Source organism: Pseudomonas sp. KCJK9111 (assembly GCF_046231935.1).
GTDB classification, from domain to species: Bacteria; Pseudomonadota; Gammaproteobacteria; order Pseudomonadales; family Pseudomonadaceae; genus Aquipseudomonas; species Aquipseudomonas parafulva_B.
Window position 1 is genome coordinate 114,911 of the sequence record NZ_JBJJMO010000005.1, and the last position, 18,707, is coordinate 133,617.

At 60.8% G+C, this 18,707-nt stretch carries 13 protein-coding genes; 7 read left to right on the top strand and 6 right to left on the bottom strand.

The genetic code is table 11. The features are described 5' to 3' along the window. Positions 1-10: 10 nt before the first annotated feature. The 3 genes from ACK59L_RS04065 to ACK59L_RS04075 all read left to right on the top strand — a co-directional run bounded on the left by ACK59L_RS04065 (position 11) and on the right by ACK59L_RS04075 (position 5,843). A complete protein-coding gene (locus tag ACK59L_RS04065; RefSeq protein ID WP_167339547.1) occupies positions 11-3,190 on the top strand; it encodes an efflux RND transporter permease subunit in 3,180 nt (1,059 codons plus the stop codon). Beyond that, the gene (locus tag ACK59L_RS04070) at positions 3,187-4,602 is read left to right on the top strand and encodes an efflux transporter outer membrane subunit (RefSeq protein WP_196136039.1); all 1,416 of its coding nucleotides are present in this window, start codon (positions 3,187-3,189) and stop codon (positions 4,600-4,602) included. The genes ACK59L_RS04065 and ACK59L_RS04070 overlap by 4 nt, the downstream gene beginning before the upstream one ends. A 185-nt stretch (positions 4,603-4,787) precedes the next feature. After that, entirely contained in the window at positions 4,788-5,843 is a 1,056-nt protein-coding gene (locus tag ACK59L_RS04075) for a hypothetical protein (RefSeq protein ID WP_409272030.1), read from the top strand. 17 nt (positions 5,844-5,860) lie between these two features. Here ACK59L_RS04075 and ACK59L_RS04080 read toward each other — a convergent pair whose 3' ends face one another. Further along, positions 5,861-7,924, bottom strand: coding sequence for a response regulator (locus tag ACK59L_RS04080; RefSeq protein ID WP_409272032.1), 2,064 nt, complete (start codon positions 7,922-7,924; stop codon positions 5,861-5,863). A 301-nt stretch (positions 7,925-8,225) separates the two neighbouring features. On the opposite strand from ACK59L_RS04080, the gene ACK59L_RS04085 reads away from it, so the two are divergent. Beyond that, a complete protein-coding gene (locus ACK59L_RS04085) occupies positions 8,226-9,038 on the top strand; it encodes a CSS-motif domain-containing protein (RefSeq protein WP_409272034.1) in 813 nt (270 codons plus the stop codon). Positions 9,039-9,053: 15 nt separating this feature from the next. Here the strand turns inward: ACK59L_RS04085 and hppD are convergent, their stop codons facing one another. Continuing rightward, positions 9,054-10,130, bottom strand: a complete 1,077-nt coding sequence (gene hppD, locus ACK59L_RS04090; protein WP_027914930.1) for a 4-hydroxyphenylpyruvate dioxygenase — start codon at positions 10,128-10,130, stop codon at positions 9,054-9,056. A gap of 295 nt (positions 10,131-10,425) precedes the next feature. Here hppD and ACK59L_RS04095 point away from each other — a divergent pair, with 295 nt between their 5' ends. Both ACK59L_RS04095 and rarD read left to right on the top strand, forming a co-directional pair. Continuing rightward, the gene (locus ACK59L_RS04095) at positions 10,426-12,012 is read left to right on the top strand and encodes an EAL domain-containing protein (RefSeq protein WP_409272036.1); all 1,587 of its coding nucleotides are present in this window, start codon (positions 10,426-10,428) and stop codon (positions 12,010-12,012) included. Between the two features lie 33 nt (positions 12,013-12,045). Beyond that, a complete protein-coding gene (gene rarD, locus ACK59L_RS04100; RefSeq protein ID WP_409272038.1) occupies positions 12,046-12,933 on the top strand; it encodes an EamA family transporter RarD in 888 nt (295 codons plus the stop codon). Here the strand turns inward: rarD and ACK59L_RS04105 are convergent. After that, positions 12,896-14,467: a TerC family protein gene (locus ACK59L_RS04105; RefSeq protein ID WP_167339541.1), complete on the bottom strand. Its 1,572-nt coding sequence runs from the start codon at positions 14,465-14,467 to the stop codon at positions 12,896-12,898. The genes rarD and ACK59L_RS04105 overlap by 38 nt on opposite strands. A gap of 285 nt (positions 14,468-14,752) precedes the next feature. On the opposite strand from ACK59L_RS04105, the gene ACK59L_RS04110 reads away from it, so the two are divergent. Then, on the top strand, positions 14,753-15,334 hold the full coding sequence (locus tag ACK59L_RS04110) for a LysE family translocator (protein WP_409272064.1): 582 nt from the start codon (positions 14,753-14,755) through the stop codon (positions 15,332-15,334). Between the two features lie 10 nt (positions 15,335-15,344). Here ACK59L_RS04110 and ACK59L_RS04115 read toward each other — a convergent pair whose 3' ends face one another. The 3 genes from ACK59L_RS04115 to ACK59L_RS04125 form a co-directional block, all read right to left on the bottom strand. Next, positions 15,345-16,115, bottom strand: a complete 771-nt coding sequence (locus tag ACK59L_RS04115; protein WP_196186231.1) for an AraC family transcriptional regulator — start codon at positions 16,113-16,115, stop codon at positions 15,345-15,347. Positions 16,116-16,151: 36 nt separating this feature from the next. Next, positions 16,152-17,282 carry a glycosyltransferase 61 family protein gene (locus ACK59L_RS04120; protein WP_409272041.1) on the bottom strand — a complete coding sequence of 377 codons (1,131 nt, stop codon included), beginning with the start codon at positions 17,280-17,282 and terminating at the stop codon, positions 16,152-16,154. A 66-nt stretch (positions 17,283-17,348) separates the two neighbouring features. Next, a complete protein-coding gene (locus ACK59L_RS04125) occupies positions 17,349-18,497 on the bottom strand; it encodes a hypothetical protein (protein WP_409272043.1) in 1,149 nt (382 codons plus the stop codon). Positions 18,498-18,707 lie beyond the last annotated feature (210 nt).

The following is an 18,707-nucleotide window of genomic DNA, read 5'->3' on the forward strand; positions in this document are numbered from 1 at the left end:
AACCCCACCGATGAACTTCTCCAAATTCTTCATCACACGGCCCATCTTCGCGGCGGTGCTGTCACTGGTGCTGCTGATCGCCGGCTCCATATCGCTGTTCCAGTTGCCCATTAGCGAATACCCCGAAGTCGTACCGCCCACGGTCGTCGTGCGCGCCAACTTCCCGGGGGCCAACCCCAAGGTCATCGGCGAAACCGTCGCCGCGCCCTTGGAGCAAGCTATCACCGGGGTCGAGAACATGCTCTATATGTCCTCGCAGTCCACCGCCGATGGCAAGCTGACCCTGACCATCACCTTCGCCCTGGGGACCGATCTGGACAATGCCCAGGTACAGGTGCAGAACCGTGTGACCCGCACGCAGCCCAAGCTGCCCGAGGAAGTGACCCGTATCGGTATCACGGTGGACAAGGCCTCGCCCGACCTGACCATGGTCGTGCACCTGACCTCACCGGACAACCGCTATGACATGCTCTACCTGTCCAACTACGCCATCTTGAACATCAAGGACGAGCTGGCGCGGCTGGGCGGTGTGGGTGATGTGCAACTGTTTGGCATGGGCGACTATTCCTTGCGCGTGTGGCTGGACCCTAACAAGACCGCCTCGCGCAACCTGACGGCCACCGATGTGGTTACCGCGATTCGCGAGCAGAACCGCCAGGTGGCTGCGGGGCAGCTGGGCGCTCCGCCCGCACCAGGCTCCACCAGCTTCCAGCTCTCGATCAACACCCAGGGTCGCCTGGTCAATGAGGAAGAATTCGAGAACATCATCATCCGGGCCGGCGCGGACGGTGAAATCACGCGCCTGAAGGATATCGCTCGCGTCGAACTGGGCTCCAGCCAGTACGCCCTGCGCTCGCTGCTCAACAACCAGCCCGCCGTGGCCATCCCGATCTTCCAGCGCCCAGGCTCGAACGCCATCGACATCTCCGATGAAGTGCGCGCGAAGATGGCGGAATTGAAGAAAGACTTCCCCGAAGGCATGGACTACAGCATCGTCTACGACCCCACCGTGTTCGTGCGCGGCTCGATCGAGGCGGTGGTGCACACGCTGTTCGAAGCACTGGTGTTAGTCGTGCTGGTGGTCATCCTGTTCCTGCAGACCTGGCGCGCATCGATCATTCCGTTGCTGGCCGTGCCAGTATCGCTGATCGGCACCTTTGCCGTGATGCACCTGTTCGGCTTCTCGCTCAACGCCCTTTCCTTGTTCGGGTTGGTGTTGGCAATCGGCATCGTGGTCGATGACGCCATCGTGGTGGTGGAAAACGTCGAGCGCAACATCGGGCTGGGCCTCAAACCGCTCGAGGCCACGCAAAAAGCCATGAGCGAGGTGACAGGCCCGATCATCGCCACCGCCTTGGTGTTGTGCGCGGTGTTCGTCCCTGCAGCGTTCATCTCGGGGCTGACCGGCCAGTTCTACAAGCAGTTTGCCCTGACCATTGCGATCTCTACGGTGATTTCGGCGTTCAACTCGCTGACCCTGTCCCCTGCCTTGGCGGCGGTGTTGCTCAAAGACCATCATGCACCACGGGACACGTTCTCGCGGCTGCTGGATAAGTTGCTGGGCCGCTGGCTTTTTGCCCCGTTCAACCGCTTCTTCGACCGCGCCAGCCATCGCTACGTAGGCGGTGTTCGCCGAGTGATCCGCTCCAGTGGGATCGCCTTGTTCGTCTATGCCGGTTTAATGGGCCTGACCTACCTGGGTTTCTCCTCAACACCAACGGGTTTCGTACCTGCCCAGGACAAGCAATACCTGGTGGCTTTCGCCCAGCTGCCAGATGCCGCCAGCCTTGACCGCACCGAAGCGGTGATCAAGCGCATGAGCGAGATTGCTCTCAAGCAACCGGGCGTGGCGGACTCTGTCGCGTTCCCGGGCCTTTCGATCAACGGCTTCACCAACAGCCCCAACAGCGGCATCGTGTTCACCCCCCTCAAGCCCTTCGACGAACGCAAGGACCCCAGCCAGTCGGCCGCTGCCATCGCCGCGGCGTTGAATGCCCAGTTCGCGGACATTCAGGACGCCTACATCGCGATCTTCCCGCCGCCGCCCGTGCAAGGTCTGGGTACCATCGGTGGCTTCCGCCTGCAGATTGAGGACCGTGGCAACCTGGGTTACGAAGCGCTGTACAAGGAAACCCAGAACATCATTGCCAAGAGCCATGAGGTGCCAGAGCTCGCGGGGCTGTTCACCAGCTACCAGGTCAACGTGCCGCAGGTCGACGCGGCCATTGATCGCGAGAAAGCCAAGACCCACGGCGTGGCCATCAACGATATCTTCGACACCCTGCAGGTGTACCTGGGGTCGCTGTACACCAACGACTTCAACCGGTTCGGACGTACCTACCAGGTCAACGTGCAGGCCGAGCAGCAGTTCCGACTCGACGCCGAGCAGATCGGCCAACTGAAGGTGCGCAACAACCGGGGCGAGATGATCCCACTGGCCACGTTCCTCAAGGTTACCGACACCTCCGGGCCCGACCGCGTGATGCACTATAACGGCTTCATCACCGCGGAAATCAATGGCGCAGCGGCGCCCGGCTACAGTTCAGGCCAGGCGGAAGCAGCCATCGAGAAACTTCTGAAGCAGGAACTGCCCAACGGCATGACCTTCGAGTGGACGGACCTGACCTACCAGCAGATTCTCTCGGGCAACACTGCGCTGTTCGTGTTCCCGTTGTGCGTGCTGTTGGCGTTCCTGGTACTGGCCGCCCAGTACGAGAGCTGGAGCCTGCCCTTGGCCGTGATCCTGATCGTGCCGATGACGCTGCTCTCGGCCATCACCGGGGTCATTGTCTCGGGAGGCGACAACAACATCTTCACCCAGATCGGGCTCATCGTCCTGGTGGGGCTTGCCTGCAAGAACGCCATCCTGATCGTCGAGTTCGCCAAGGACGAGCAGGCCAAAGGCCTGGACCCCTTGGCTGCGGTGCTCGAAGCCTGCCGTCTGCGCTTGCGCCCCATCTTGATGACGTCCATCGCGTTCATCATGGGTGTCGTACCACTGGTGTTCAGCTCGGGCGCGGGCTCGGAGATGCGACATGCCATGGGCGTGGCGGTGTTCTCCGGAATGATCGGCGTCACGGTGTTCGGGCTGTTCCTGACGCCGGTGTTCTTCTTCCTGATCCGCCGTTTTGTCGAGCGACGTCAGGCCCGCAAAGCCGAGCGCGTCCATCCGCTGGAGAACCCTGCATGAACCTGTTCAAACACCTGACACCGAGCCTGCTCAGCCTGGCCCTGGCGGCTTGCGCGGTGGGACCTGATTACCAGGCTCCGGCCACTGCCCCAGCCCACCTGGACGTCGAGGCCCAGGCCAAGGCCTATGACCGTACCCGTTTCGAAAGCCTGTGGTGGAAACAGTTCGACGATCCGACCCTGAACCAACTGGTACAGGCCTCGTTGGAAGGCAACCGAGATCTACGGGTCGCTTTCGCACGGCTTAAGTCCGCCAGGGCGATTCGGGACGATGCCGAAAACGATCTGTTTCCGGTCGTGACCAGCCGTGCCAGCAGTGAAGTGGGCAAAGGCCAGGTGCCTGGCCAGACCGACCACCGGGTCAATGCCGAGCGCTATGACCTGGGCCTGGACATGGCGTGGGAAGTCGACTTGTTCGGGCGAATTTCCCGCCAGATCGAAGCCAGCCAGGCTCAGGAAGCAGCAGCGGCGGCCGACCTTCAGCAACTTCAGGTCAGTCTCATCGCCGAGCTGGTCGACGCTTATGGCCAGCTGCGCGGCGCGCAACTGCGTGAACACATTGCCTTGGCTAACCTCAAGACGCAGCAACAGTCACGTACCATCACTGAAACGTTGCGCGATGCCGGGGTGGGTAATGAACTGGACGTGGTGCGGGCCGACGCGCGCCTGGCAGGGGTTGAAGCCAGTGTGCCGCAGTTGCAGGCTCAACAGGCCAGATCGCGGCATCGCATCGCCACCTTGCTGGGCCGCCGGCCTGACGCAATCGGTGTGGACCTTTCGCCCAAGGCCCTGCCCGCCATCGCCAAGGCCCTGCCTGTAGGCGATCCGGGTGAACTGCTGCGCCGCCGCCCGGACATCCGCAGCGCCGAACGCCAGCTTGCTGCGGCCACCGCCAACGTTGGGGTGGCAACGGCAGATCTGTTTCCCCGGGTGAGCCTGAGCGGTTTCCTGGGCTTCACCGCAGCGCGCGGCTCTCAGCTCGGCTCCTCGGCAGCGGGCGCCTGGGGGTTGGGCCCCAGCATTACCTGGGCGGCGTTTGACCTGGGTAGCGTGAGGGCACGGCTGCGCGGCGCCAAAGCCGATGCGCAAGGCGCGCTGGCCAATTATGAGCAGCAAGTACTGTTGGCGCTGGAAGAGTCGGCCAACGCGTTCAGCGACTACGACAAGATCCAGCAGCGACTGCTATCGCTGATGCGTCAGAGCGAAGCCAGCCGCAAGGCGGCCGACCTGGCGTCGATCCGCTACCGCGAAGGGTCAGTCGATTACCTGGTGCTGCTCGATGCCGAGCGCGAGCGCCTGAGTGCCGAAGATGCGCAGGCGCTTGGCGAGGTGGACCTCTATCGAGGGATCGTTTCGATCTACAAGGCACTCGGTGGCGGCTGGCAACCCGACACGGTGGCCAGCTCGCACTGAGCAGCACCACAGGCTCCTTTGGTGGGTCCATGACCGACCGTTTGCCCCGCCGATTCAGTTCTGCGGGGTTTTTTTTCTCAGGCCTGGGGGTTTCACGTCCAGCCCGCCACGCGCGTGCCCAGCCTCGGTTGCATTTGCCCGTAGGCTGGCCCAAGCTTTGCCACTCCTGACACACGGACCGTCCGATGCCAAGACGTACCCGCTACCTGATTGCACTGCTGCCGTTGATGATGCTGTCAGCGCTGTTCGGCTATCTGTGGCGCGACGTGGAGCCTGAACAGCCAGCCCTGCCCCCGCACAGCTACGTGAAGGCACTGCGCCAGGCCCATGACGGTCAGCCCGGCGCTGCACGGGTCTTGTACCAACAGCTGCAGCGCCGTGACCTACCGGCCATCCGCCGAGCGGCCCTGTATGCCGAGCTGCCCAATTACCCATCTGCGCAGGCCTTCAAGCTGGCCGAGGCAGACCTGAATCATGCCGATGCCATTGTACGCCGCGCCGCCGTGTCCGCGATCAGCCGCCTGCTGCCTGGGCCTCAGCGGAGCCTGATACTTGGCCCCCTGCTCGAAGACAGCGAGCAGAGCGTTCGTTTTGCAGCCGTAGGGGCGCTGCTGGACGTGGCCCCTGACAGCATAGGCCTTTACATCCGCGCCTTGCACGAAGCCATTCAAGCGCAGGAACAGGTACTGCTCGCCCAGCCCCAGGACGTCGATGCTCAGGTCCAGCTTGCCCGCCTGTACCTGCACGAGGACGAGTATCCCAAGGCGGGCGCTGCCATCGAGCGGGCATTGGCAGGCGATGACAGTAACCTCGATGCCGTGGCGTTGAAGGTGACCTTGCTTGAGCGCCAAGGGGCGCAGGATGCTTCACGTCAGGTGCTGGCCGATGCGCTGGCAGTAACCCCCGATTCGGCGTTCTTGCAGCACGAGCTCGGCCGTTGGCTGATTCGTCACGACCAGCAGGAATACGCACTGTTGGCGCTGTCACGGGCGGTGGAACTGGAGCCGGACAATGCCGAGTATCGTCTGAGCCTTGCCAAGACCCTGCATGATCTTGAGCAACTGGATGCGGCCCAAAGGCAGTTGGAAGCCATCCTGAGCAGGACGCCTGCCAATCGGCAAGCCAGAGTCCTGCTGATCGAGTACTGGAAAGAGTCCGGGCAGTTGCAGAATGTGCAGGTGCTGCTCGCCGAACTCGAGCGCCAGAACCCGGATGATCCTTATCTGCAGAAAGACCTTTAGGCATACGGCAGCCCGTGTCAGCTGTCGATCATCTCCAGTACCTGCTCCACCAGCTGCGCCAGCTGGAACGGCTTGCGCAGAAGCGCCGTTCCGGGCTGTTGAATGGATTCTGACTCGATCTCCTGCAGGGCATAGCCTGTGATGAACAGGATTTTTTGTTCGGGCTTGAGCATGCGCATGGCTCTGGCCACTTGCCTGCCACTGAAGCTGCCGGGTAACCCGATGTCGGTAACCACTAGATCGAACGGCTCATCCTGGCGAAAGCGCTGCAGAGCGCTATTGGCATCTGCGGCATCGGTGACATCGAAGCCAGATTCAAGCAAATATTCGCGCATTACCGTACGCAGGTTCAATTCATCGTCTACCAGCAATACACGCTCGCCGCTCCCTACCCGACCCGGGCTTTTGCAGCCGACGGGCGCTTCGTGAACGGCCTCAAAGCAGCGGGGGAACAGCATGCTCACCTTGGTCCCCTCGCCCACTGTAGACTCAATCCACGCATAGCCACCCGATTGACGTACGAAACCATAGACCATCGACAGCCCTAACCCAGCACCCCGACCTGGAGGCTTGCTGGTGAAGAAGGGTTCGAAAGCCCTGGCCACGTCGCTGGCCGGCATGCCATGACCTTCATCGGCGACATGCACGGCCACATAGTCGCCCGCAGGCAGCCCTGTTTCGTCCGGAAAAGGAACGCTTAGCCGTTCGTTGACGCTCCGAACTGTCACGGTGCCCTTGCCAAGGCATGCCTCGCGCGCATTGGCGCACAGGCACAGCAATGCGTTTTCCAACGCCGCAACGTCCAAGCACACGACCCAGGATGCGACGTCCAGTTGCCAGTCAATATGCATCTCGGGGCCCAGAGCACTCAGCAGCAGCGGCTCGCTAAGGCGCAGTTGGCGATCGAGGTGAAACGGCCTCGGCGCCGAAGGCCGATCACGAGAGAATGCGAGTAGGCGATGGGTCAGTTCCATGGCGCGTAGTACCGAATCACGAGAAAGCTTCACATACTCCTCGATACGTTCCAAGCGCCCTTCCTGGAGCCTCAGCTGCAGTAACTCAAGCCCACCCCCAATGCCTGCCAGCAGGTTGTTCATCTCGTTGCCCATGCCGCCGGCCAGCTGGCCCACCGCCTCCATGCGCTCGGTGTTACGCATCAACATGCGGGACTGGCGCATAGCGTCTTCGCGTGCGCCGGTAATGTCTCGCCCTACGATGGTCACCAACCTTGCACCCACCCGCGCACTCCAGCTGAACCAGTGGTAGTGACCCTCACGGTGCCGCAGGCGTGTCTCGATCTGATGGGTGTCGTTGCGACGCAGCAGCGATTCTATCGCATGCTGGACCTGCGCGAGGTCTGCAGGATGGACCAGGGACAGAATGGGCAAGTGCTGCACCTGCTCCAGCTCCCATCCTAGAATGCTTAGCCAGGTGGGATTGGCATTGTGCAGCTTGAGGTCGGGGGTGACCGTCATCATGGCGTCGTTTGATAGCTGCCAGATTCTTTCCAGCTCACTGACATGAGATGCAATCTGCCGCTCCAGAGACTTGGCCTGGCTTCGCCAATGCTCACGGCCTCCCTTGGTCGCAGTGGTTTCGATAATCGTATGGACAAACCCTGCAACCTCCCCCAGCTCATCGTTCAGTGGGGTATAACCCAAGGCGCACCAAGGTCCGTCAGCGTGATCGCAATGACCGATGCGCACTGGCGGATCTTCGATAAAACTGGAGCGGCCCGCTAGCGCGTCGAACACATACGGGCCCAGACTCTCCCACTGGTCGTGCCATAGCGTATCGAAACGCGCACCCAACGTGCCTGACGACCCCTTGAGCGCCACGTAGGCGTCGTTGGGAATGACCGTTAGCTGATTGCCCCACACCACGGCACACGGAAACGGTGAGTGAGACATGGTGTCGACGGCGATGCGCAGGCAGGCAGGCCAGTGTGGCAAGGCCCCGAGCGCCGTTTGCGACCAATCGAAGCGGATCACCTGTTCCTTGAAATCGCTTGGGAGTCTGCGTTTGGACAGCTCCTTTGCCACCGATGCGATTGGGGCTCTAGGTCCTTGTTTGCCGGGCAATGTGATTCTCCGTCATTCAGCAAAAGCCTGCGGCCTGAATGTGAGGCCGGCGCACAAGGTCCATGCGCCGTGTCACGTTAGCACAGGCCAGCGCGACACGATGACCTTCCTACTCTGAATGCGCCGGTCCGAGCGTGTTGATCAGCTGTGATACCGCTCCTATAGGGGATGACAACTACATCCAGCCTAACCAAATCCCACAGTTTCACGGCTCTCTCCCTACAGTGCTGTCTTCGATAACGACCTAGGATCGAGCCAGCTGCCCACCCTGGGCAGCGCGAGGTGTGAGGAAGGATGATCGATGGACAAGTTCATGCATGCGGGTCGGAGCCTGCTTGAGTTAGTGCTACTGATGGCGGTAGGTCTGGTACCTGTCTTTTCAGGACTGCTGGTCATCAACTTTCAGCAGAAGGCCAAACTTGAGGACAATGCTGAAGTGTCGGTGCGCGAGGCGATTTTCAGCGTCGATCAAGCCTTGGACCGCGTACATGAGGTGGCCATGAGCACGCTGCCACTGGCAGGTCAGCCTTGCAATATGATCAGACGCGCGCTCGTCGACCAAGTGACGAGCCGTTCGATGCTCAGGTCGCTGACACTGATTGAGGACGGTAAGGCCTATTGCAGCTCAGCGTCGGACTCGCTTGAGGTGCTGACTGACATCGCCTCGACCGGCGAGTTGTTGACGTTCAACCAACTGATGGTGGATGCGCAGGGTTATTTATTGATGAACTTGCACTTGCAAGGTGAGAAAACAGGCGTGATCGCAACAAGCTACCCGGTGCAGTTACGCAGTGAACTTGACGCTTTCAAGGACGGACTCACGCTGGTGCTGGAGTTTGACGAACACGCCGTCTGGAAAGATGGCGATAGCCTGAACGGCACAAGGCCTTCGGTTGCCGAATTCACCCATGAATTGGAGTCAACCCATTACCCCTACCGGGTGGTCGGTGGCTATCCCGCTGGTTACGCCGCGCAAGAGCTGCGCGCCGCCGTGTTCAACATGCTCCCTTCATTGATGCTGGTGGGGCTCATGATGGGGTCGGTGATTTACGGGGTGTTGGGCAAGATGCGCGTCAGGCAGCGAAACAGTGCCGTCGATCGCCCAGGACGATGACGGCACTGCCGGCCATTACTCGACGCTCAGCACGCCACGGCGCACCTGGTCCCGCTCGATGGACTCGAACAGCGCCTTGAAGTTGCCTTCGCCGAAACCATCGTCACCCTTGCGCTGGATGAACTCGAAGAACACCGGCCCCAGCAGCGTTTCGGAGAAAATCTGCAACAACAGTCGCTTGTCCCCGGCTTGTGCTGCTCCGTCCAGCAAAATGCCACGTGCCTGAAGCTGATCCACCGGCTCACCATGATCTGGCAGGCGCTCGGGAAGCATTTCGTAGTAGGTCTGCGGTGGCGGGGTCATGAAACGCATACCCAGACCCTTGAGAGCATCCCAGGTCTTGACCAGGTCGTCGGTCGAAAATGCGACATGCTGGATGCCTTCACCATTGAACTGCATCAGGAACTCTTCGATCTGCCCCGCTCCCTTGGAGGATTCTTCGTTGAGCGGAATCCGGATCATGCCGTCGGGCGCAGTCATGGCCTTTGAGGTCAAACCCGTGTATTCGCCCTTGATGTCGAAGTAGCGTATTTCGCGGAAGTTGAACAACTTCTCGTAGAAGCCGGCCCAATAGGCCATGCGCCCGCGATACACGTTATGGGTCAGGTGGTCGATGACCTTCAGGCCCGCACCGGTCGGGTGGCGATCCACGCCGTCAATGAAATTGAAGTCGATGTCATAGATCGAGCTGCCTTCCTCGAAACGGTCGATCAGATAAAGCGGGGCACCGCCAATCCCCTTGATCGCCGGAAGACGTAATTCCATGGGACCTGTTTCGATTTCGACCGGCTGAGCGCCCAGCTCGAGAGCGCGGGCGTAAGCGTCGTGAGCGTTGCGCACACGAAACGCCATACCGCAGATAGACGGGCCATGTTCGGCGGCGAAATACGACGCTACGCTTCTGGGTTCATTGTTCAGGATCAGGTTGATGTCGCCCTGTCGATACAGGTGCACATCCTTGGAGCGGTGGGTGGCCACCTTGGTAAAGCCCAACATCTGGAATACAGGCTCCAGAACACCGGGGGTAGGCGAAGCCAGTTCGATGAACTCGAAGCCCATCAAACCCATAGGATTGTCGAAAATATCAGCCATGTGCGTGTCCTCATCTGCAGCGAATTCAATGTTTGCCTGGGATGTCGAACAGCGCTGGCGGGGAGCACGGAATGCCCCGCACACTGCGCGCGAGGAAGTCGCCGATGATCAATCTGAAGCCAGGGTATGTCATAGGACCCGTACTCAGCAGGTGTGACTCCTCCGAAACAAAGGAGCCTTATTGTTTTTTTCGTAAATCGATTCTACACAGCGTAATTTGTTTTGTCCCACATTTGTTCCTCGCCCTTGGGTACAGGGCTATGCTTTGTAGCGTCTCCCTCGATCAGTTGCCACTATGCCCCTTTCTAGAAAATCGCGCTCAGGCTTCGGCTGGCGAACCCTGCTGCCCTGGATGGTCGGCGCATTCCCGATCGCATGCGGCATGGCCGTGATGAACTGGCAGATCGAGCGTGATCTGCAAGCTGGCAGCCGAGCGTCTGCCCAGCAGGTCATCGAGCACGTCGAGCGCATCCTCGATGGGGCCTCCCGTACCGCCATCGCGTTGCTGCCCTCGGCGGGTACCCCGTGCGCCGAGGCGCAGCTGCTGTTACGTGGCGAAGTCACCCGTAACGCCTTCATTCGCTCGACCAACCTGGTCAAGCAAGATCGGCTGTACTGCAGTTCATTGTTCGGCGCGTTCGATGAACCAGTGACAGCCAGCGACTATGTCGATGGGCACCTGTGGTTGATGGACGGTAATCCCGTTACACCTGGGCACCCGCTGCTGGTCTATCGCGCCAGTGACAAAGACCGCGCGGCGATCACCACGGTCGATGGCGATCATCTGCTGATGGCGCTGCGCCTGCTCGGTGCAGGCCATGCGCTGTACCTGCGCGTTGGAGACGCCTGGATGGGCCGAGACGGCATTGTTCACAAGGGGCCAGCCCCGGCTGCGATAAGCGCCCCTGTGTTCATCGCGTCTGCACACTATCCGTTCAGCGTTGAAGGCGGCTACATGGCGCCCCAGTCGAGCCGGCTTTGGCGCAGTCACTATCTGGCGCTTCTAGGCTTGCTGGCGGTGCTAGGCGTTCTTGCCGGCGTTGCCTGCCACTGGCAGATCAGGCGGGCTACCTCGCCGCGTGCCGAACTGCGCAGGGCGCTGGAAGCCGACGAGTTCCTGCCCTATTTCCAACCGGTGGTTCGTCGAGGGGACTACCGCTGGGCCGGTGCCGAAGTGCTCATGCGCTGGAATCACCCGAGCGAAGGGCTGGTAAGGCCCGACCTGTTCATTCCCTATGCCGAGCACAGCGGCCAGATCGTGGCGATGACCCGTTCGCTGATCAAGCACACGGCGAGCAGCCTGGCGCCCTACGCCGCCCTGATGGATGACGGATTCCACATCGGCATCAACATCACGGCCGACCACTGCCGCAGCCTTGAGCTTCTGGATGATTGCCGCGCATTCCTGGCCCACTTCCCACCGGGTCGGGTCATCCTCACGCTGGAGTTGACCGAACGCAAGTTGCTCGAACCCTCGCCCACGACGCTTGAGTTGTTTGAGCAGTTGCATGAGATCGGCGTAATGATCGCCCTCGATGATTTCGGCACGGGCCAGTCGAGCCTCAATTACCTCAGGCAATTCAAGGTGGATTACCTGAAGATAGATCAGAGCTTCGTTGCCCTGATCGGCGGGGACGCGTTGTCCGTTGCCGTTCTCGAAACCATCATCGAACTATCGGTCAAGTTGGGGCTCGGCATCGTGGCCGAAGGCGTCGAAACGCTAGTTCAGCGCGATTACCTCGAGCAGCACGGGGTTCACTTCCAGCAGGGTTATCTTTACGCCAAGCCCATGCCTGCCGCCGAGTTTCTGCAGACGCTGGCGGCGCAGCCTGCCGCTTCGCGGTTGCCGCAAAGCACGCCCCCTGAGATCATGCGCGGCTGATCTCAACGCTCATCTCCTGCATACGAGGCACTTGTGTCAAAAGGGATTGTTACATCGGTCACGGCGTCCTGCCTGTTCGCCGTGATGTACTTTTATACATCGCTGCTCAAGCCACTGGACGGCGAGGAGATCTTCGGTTGGCGCACGCTGCTCACACTGCCTTGCCTGACGCTGTTCATGCTGGTGTCCAAGGACTGGGCAAGGGTGGCCGAATTGCTGCGCAGGGTCAGACGTACACCCCAGCTGCTGCTGGGTATGGTGGGTACGTCCTGGCTGATGGGCGTGCAACTGTGGCTGTTCCTCTGGGCGCCGCTGCATGGACGCAGCCTGGAAGTATCGATGGGTTACTTCATGCTGCCCCTGGCCATGGTGCTCACGGGCCGATTGGTCTACGGCGAACGATTGTCGCACTTGCAGAAGATTGCAGTGGGCTGTGCAGCACTTGGGGTGGGCCATGAACTGTATCAGCACGGCAGTTTCGCCTGGGAAACCCTGGTGGTGGTTATCGGCTACCCGATCTATTTCGTGCTAAGGCGCCGCTGCGGCACGGATCATCTAGGCGGGCTGTGGTGCGACATGTGCCTGCTGTTGCCTTGGGCCATCTATTTCGCGGTGCAAGGGCCGCTCTCCAGCGCCGACATGCAGGCCCATCCAGGCCTTTATGTACTGATCCCCGTGCTGGGAGCGATCAGCGCGTCTGCGTTGATCGCTTATGTCCTGGCCAGCAGGCTATTGCCGTTTAGCCTGTTTGGACTGCTCAGCTACGTCGAGCCGGTCCTGCTGGTCGGCGTAGCCTTGCTGTTGGGCGAAACCATCGGTCCAGACCAATGGCTCACTTACCTGCCCATCTGGGCTGCGGTAGTGGTGCTGGTCATCGAAGGGTTCAAGCACATGCTGCGTCACCGTCGGCGTTCGGTTTAAGCCGCACCTGACGTACCCGGCGCTCTTCCACAGCCTCGACGATCAGCGTCCAGCCGTTCCAGGCAATACGATCGCCTACCACCGGAAGGCGATCGAGCAAGCTCATCACCAGGCCCGCCAGGGTCTGGTAGTCCTCGGTCGCACGAGCAGCGAAACCCGTTCGAGCCTGCACCTGGGTCAGGTTCACTGCGCCACTGACGACAAAGCCCTCGCTGTCCTGAATGATCCCAGGCCCTTCGACTTCACTGGCGTCAGGTAGCTCACCGGCGATGGATTCGAGAATATCGGTCATGGTCAGTACGCCTGTGAAATCCCCGAACTCGTTGACCACGAAAGCAATATGGGTGGACTGGTTGCGCATCTGTTCGAGGGCATTGAGGATGCTGAAACTGTCCAGCAGGTTCAACGGGGCGCGGGCCATGCCCTCCAGGTCAGGCTGATTGCCCGACAGCAGTTCCTTGAGCATCTCTTTCTTGTGCACGAAGCCTAGTGGCTCGTCCACCCGGCCATCACGAATCAGCGGCAGTCGCGAGTAAGGCGAACTGATCAATGCGTGTGTGATGGCGTCGGGCGGTTGAGCCAGATCGATCACGTCGACTTCCGAGCGCACGGTCATGACGGTCCGGATCGGGCGCTCGGCCAAGTTCAGCACGCCGCTGATCATGACCCGCTCGCGGCGATCAAACAGCACCTGTTCGCCATTGCCCTCTACCATGTCGGCGATCTCTTCCCCGACTTCGTCAGCTTCGACGCGACGACCGCCGAGCAGACGCAATACCGCATGCGCCGTACGCTCACGCAAAGGCCGATGCTGCTGCAGGCTGCGCTTGCGCCGCGCCCTGGCCAGCTGATTGAACAGCTCGATCAGAATCGAGAAGCCGATCGCTGCATACAGATAGCCTTTGGGGATGTGGAAGCCCAGGCCTTCTGCGGTCAGGCTGAAACCGATCATCATCAAAAAGCCCAGGCACAACATGATGACCGTCGGGTGGGCATTGACGAACCGGGTCAGCGGCTTGCTGGCCACGATCATGATACCGATGGAGAAAATCACCGCGATCATCATGATGGACAGGTGTTCGACCATGCCCACGGCGGTGATCACCGCATCCAGGGAGAAGACCGCATCGAGCACCACGATCTGCGCAACGATTGGCCAGAAGGCCGCGTGACGTACGGGGCCGCTGGTCTGGGCGACATGGCCCTCGAGCCGCTCATGCAATTCCATGGTCGCCTTGAACAGCAGGAATACACCACCGAAGAGCATGATCAGGTCGCGCCCTGAGAAACTCTTGTCGAACACCTCGAACAGTGGCGCCGTTAGCGTGACCATCCAGGAAATACTCGCCAGCAGGCCCAGGCGCATGATCAGCGCCAGGCTCAGGCCGATGATGCGCGCGCGGTCGCGCTGATGAGGGGGAAGCTTGTCAGCCAGAATGGCGATGAATACCAGGTTGTCGATACCCAGCACCAATTCCAGGACGATAAGCGTGAGCAGGCCTAGCCAGGCCGTCGGATCAGCCAGCCATTCCATCAGCGGATACTCGTAGAGATTGAGGGGATTGAACGATGTGGCCAGCAAGGCCGGGGACTGGGAGGCTCCGCGAAGGTGCTCATAGTGACCTGAATAACAATTAGGGAAGATGATCCTACAAGCACAGCAGGTTTTCCGGTAAGCGCAAAACTATTACAAACCGTTAGCAACCTATGCCCGTGTGCAGCCGGTGCGTTCCCCGGCGCCGGGTGGGCACTTTTGTTCAATACCGGACTGACGTTGTGGCTGGATGATGCCCGGCACAGCACCCGTGAGTACTTTGCCATGAATCTAGCATTGTCCATGGCCGCCTTCGCACTGGCGGCCTCCATTTCGCCAGGCCCGGTTAATGTAGTGGCCCTGGCCAGCGGCGTTCGGCACGGCCTACCCGCAAGCCTGGGCCACGCAGCAGGCGCGACACTGGGTTTTTGCGCGCTCCTGCTGCTGGTGGGCAACGGCCTGCATCAGCTACTGGCACATTGGGCGCCGCTACAGGGTGTGCTCCAGGCCGGGGGAGTGCTGTTTCTGCTTTACATGGCCTTGCGACTCGCCAGCGACGACGGCGCACTGGGCGCCACTCACACCTGCGTGCCTCCTTCAGCCTGGTGCGGGGCAACCATGCAGTGGTTGAACCCCAAGGCGTGGCTTGCCGCAGTGGCTGGGGTGGGCGCCTATACGGCAGGCGAGCAACAGGCGCTGTGGGTCTTTACAGGGATATATGCACCGATATGCTTCGTGTCCGTGGCCTGCTGGGCTTGGGCGGGCAGTGTTGCAGGCCGTCACCTGCACAGCCCGCGCCCGCTGCGCCTATTGAATCGTACGCTTGCTGCGTTGTTGGTCGCCAGCGCAGTAGGGCTGGTCATATAGACTCTGCGGCTCACCGATAATGCCCGGGGGTGGCCGCCAAATGCCGCTTGAATGCCCGCTGCAAGTGCGACTGATCGGCAAAGCCCGCGTGCTGGGCTGCCTCGGCGATCGATTGCCCGTGGCGCAAGTGCGACCGGGCCAGTTGCACACGCTGATCGAGCAGGTAACCGTGCGGCGTCAGGCCGAAGCGCTTGCCAAAGGCACGGATCAGGTAGGCACGCGACAAGCCGCAGGCCGTGGCAATGTCTTGCAGCGTTAGCGGATCGCTTCGGTGGGCGCGGATGAACGCTGCGGCCGCCTCAAGGCGCGGGTTGAGCGCAGCCTCAGGCGCCGGTTCATGGTCAAGGAAGCTGGGCAGGTCGCACAGCATCGATATAAGGCCTTGCTCACGCTCGGCCGCATCAGGGTCAAACAGCGTGGCGCACACCGATAGCACCTGCTGATACAGGCCTGGGGCTGCGCTGTATCGTTGGCTCGGCCAGGTAAAACCTACCGATGCCAGCCACGGCGTGTCGATGAACAGCATGATGTATGACCACGGCAGACCCGACACAGGATTGCACGCGTGAATCACGCCCGGATTGATTAACACGGTGCTGCCGGCCGCAACCTCGAACTGTTGGTTACCGCTGACGTAAGTACTGCGCCCGCCGGTGATCACCCCGAGCGAAAAGCTCTCGTGGGAGTGGGATGCGTGGCACACCTGGCGCCCGTCTCCCACCACACGCGCCTCAACGAAAGGCAGGGCCGGATCACGCCAGAACCGAGATACCTCAAGCATCGTCGCTTTGCCCCCATTCCTTGGAATCGGCCGATACTACACCGCCGGAGACGGGAACAGGTCCAGCGTTCGCTCCACTTCCTGGATGTCGATACGAAAGCCGTCCCCGTCGGGCAAGCCAACCACGAAACCGAAGTGCTGATGGTCACGGTCGGTGAGGTACTTGTAGTAGCTGACGAAGCGGTTCGGCGGCTGCAGGGTCAGCAGGCACCCGCCCGCCTCCAGCACGTTCACGCCGTGAACCAATTGGCTCCCCTCCACTCCGATGACCACATGCGCCCCGGCGCAGGCTGCGACGATCGAAGGCACGTCGCTTTTCAACGGATCGACGACGCGAAACCCCCGGGTGACGCGCAAGTGTTCAGCCAGTGCCAGTTCGTTGCGCAGCAAGCGCAGGTCGCCATCGCCGCCGCGCAGCAGAAATACGCCTGGGTGCGAGGCGTGGGCCACATGCGCACGAAGCTTGTCGCCCATTGCCCGATACCGGGCATGACGGTCACGGTTATTGCTCTGGTCATCGAACAGCACCAGTTCGCGGAAGAACGCCGTGCGCAGGCGATGCGGCTGCATGCCAAGCCATGCTTCATAGGCAGGGGCCTGGGCGAAGATCGGGTATTTCACGGAGGGCGCGGTGGTGACGGGCATGCCCTCGTTGCAGGCCAGCGCGTAGGTCGGGCAATCCTCCATCAACCAGGTGCCGAACCACGCATTGCCGTTATGCGTGCAGTAGATGGCCCCGCGATCGATCTCATGCTCAACGCTCAGGGGCGCAAACGCGCTATGCCGGTGCGACAGCCACTGGGCAGCCTTGCCCTTGTACAACGCGCCGTCGATCAACCACACGTCCCTGCACAAATAGCCGCGGGTCGGCCCATGCGCGGTCCGGATGCCGCCTTCCATGGTCGAGCGCGGGTGCACGAAGGGATAGAACCGCTTGCCTTCCCAGCCCGTGACGCGCTCGAGCTGGCCTGGCAAAAATATCGCGGGCGGGGTAATGGACATTTCACCCGGCGCAATGTCCCACGAACGCTCGGCAATGCTCCTGATATCTGGCGAGGCCTGCCTGAGCAGGCGCTTTCGCAACATGTACTGATAAGCAGCCAGGGTCCATGAGCGCGACGACGGGGTCGCGGGCAAAGTGCTGGGCTGCAAGCTATCACCTGCCATTGAACGTCTCCACGCGAAATTGTCGATTAAGGTGGCCGCTTGGCCCGTGCGTTGCCTGTACCGCACTCAGGTACAGGTGATGATCTCCATTGCCGGCGCTGATGGCAGGCCTGCATACCGCTGCTTGAGCGCCGTGACCAGCTGATCGCCCGCCCCCGCGGCACCATACAAATAGATCTTGCTGAGCCCGCCAAAGACCATTTCGTGATAACGGCTGGCCAGCGCCTGCTCGCTCGCGCCGTCAGGCACGCCAAGGTGCAGCGTAAGCTTGTCACTTTCGACTGCGAACAATGGCGTCTCCCATAGAAAGTGGGCGATGCCGGATTTGGGCAGGCGCACGAAGAGGTGGGCATGGTTGCCCAGCGAGTCGATGTCGCCGCCTCTGCGACGCTTCCACCTCAACAGCCCGTCGTCGGGCCGCGCCAGACACAGGCCAATGTCGTAGTAATCGAAGCCCTGCCCAAGCGCCCACTCCAGCGCCATGTAAGTCGTAATCGAGTTGACTTCACGCAGACGCTTGGCATCGGAGAACACCGCTTCGCAATAGCCGAAACGCAAAGTGCTCCAGTAGCGCTTGCCGTCGCGAACCACTTCACAACCCAGGTGACAACCGATCACGTGATCACCCTGGACAATGAGGTCGAGCCTGCCGACCTGCCTGGCGATCCTGAAGACTTCATCGGTCGGTATTTGCGACGCAAGAAGGCCCTTGCGGGCTGTGGCATAGGGGCGCAAGAACTCCCGGTCCGCCATCTCGATGTCCTCGTCAGACACCGCCTGGCGCATCTGATAAAGGGGCCGGTGTTTGCGAATGCTGCGGCGCAACTCGCTGTCATAGCGCGCGGTTATGTCTTCTAGGGGGCGCCCCAATGGCACGACGGCACTCACGTAGTGAGGCACCGTCAGAGCACCTGCGGTAGGAACTTCGCTAACCATCACCACTGGACGTCGGGCGTTTGGTACAGGGCTGATCACTGAAGATAGGGGGCTGGACAGTCCGCTCATCAGCAACTTTGCCATGTCGCGTTGCTGTTTGCGGCCCACATAAAGGATGTCATGGGCACTTTCGTGTTGCAGGCGAAACCGACTGATTTCCCAGCGCCAGACACAGGCACGGGCGGCAATCTCACGTGCCTGGGTTGCCAAGTGCCGTAACCGATATCGCTGGGAGGGTGACAGTGAGCGACGAGCCACTGCCCAGAGCGTCTGTTTCATCAGGTTCAACGTCCACTGTAGGTTTTACGTTCTTGCAGACATATAAAAAAGCCGAAGCACTGCTAACCTATTGATTAATAGGGCATTGCATTACTTGAGATTTCATATTCAGTAACAATTTAAGGTGCTATCAAAGTGTTTGGCAAGTAGCGAGCCTCTATAAAAGCCATATGTTTTATGGCGCCAATAATCCACGGCGCAGCCTGGTCC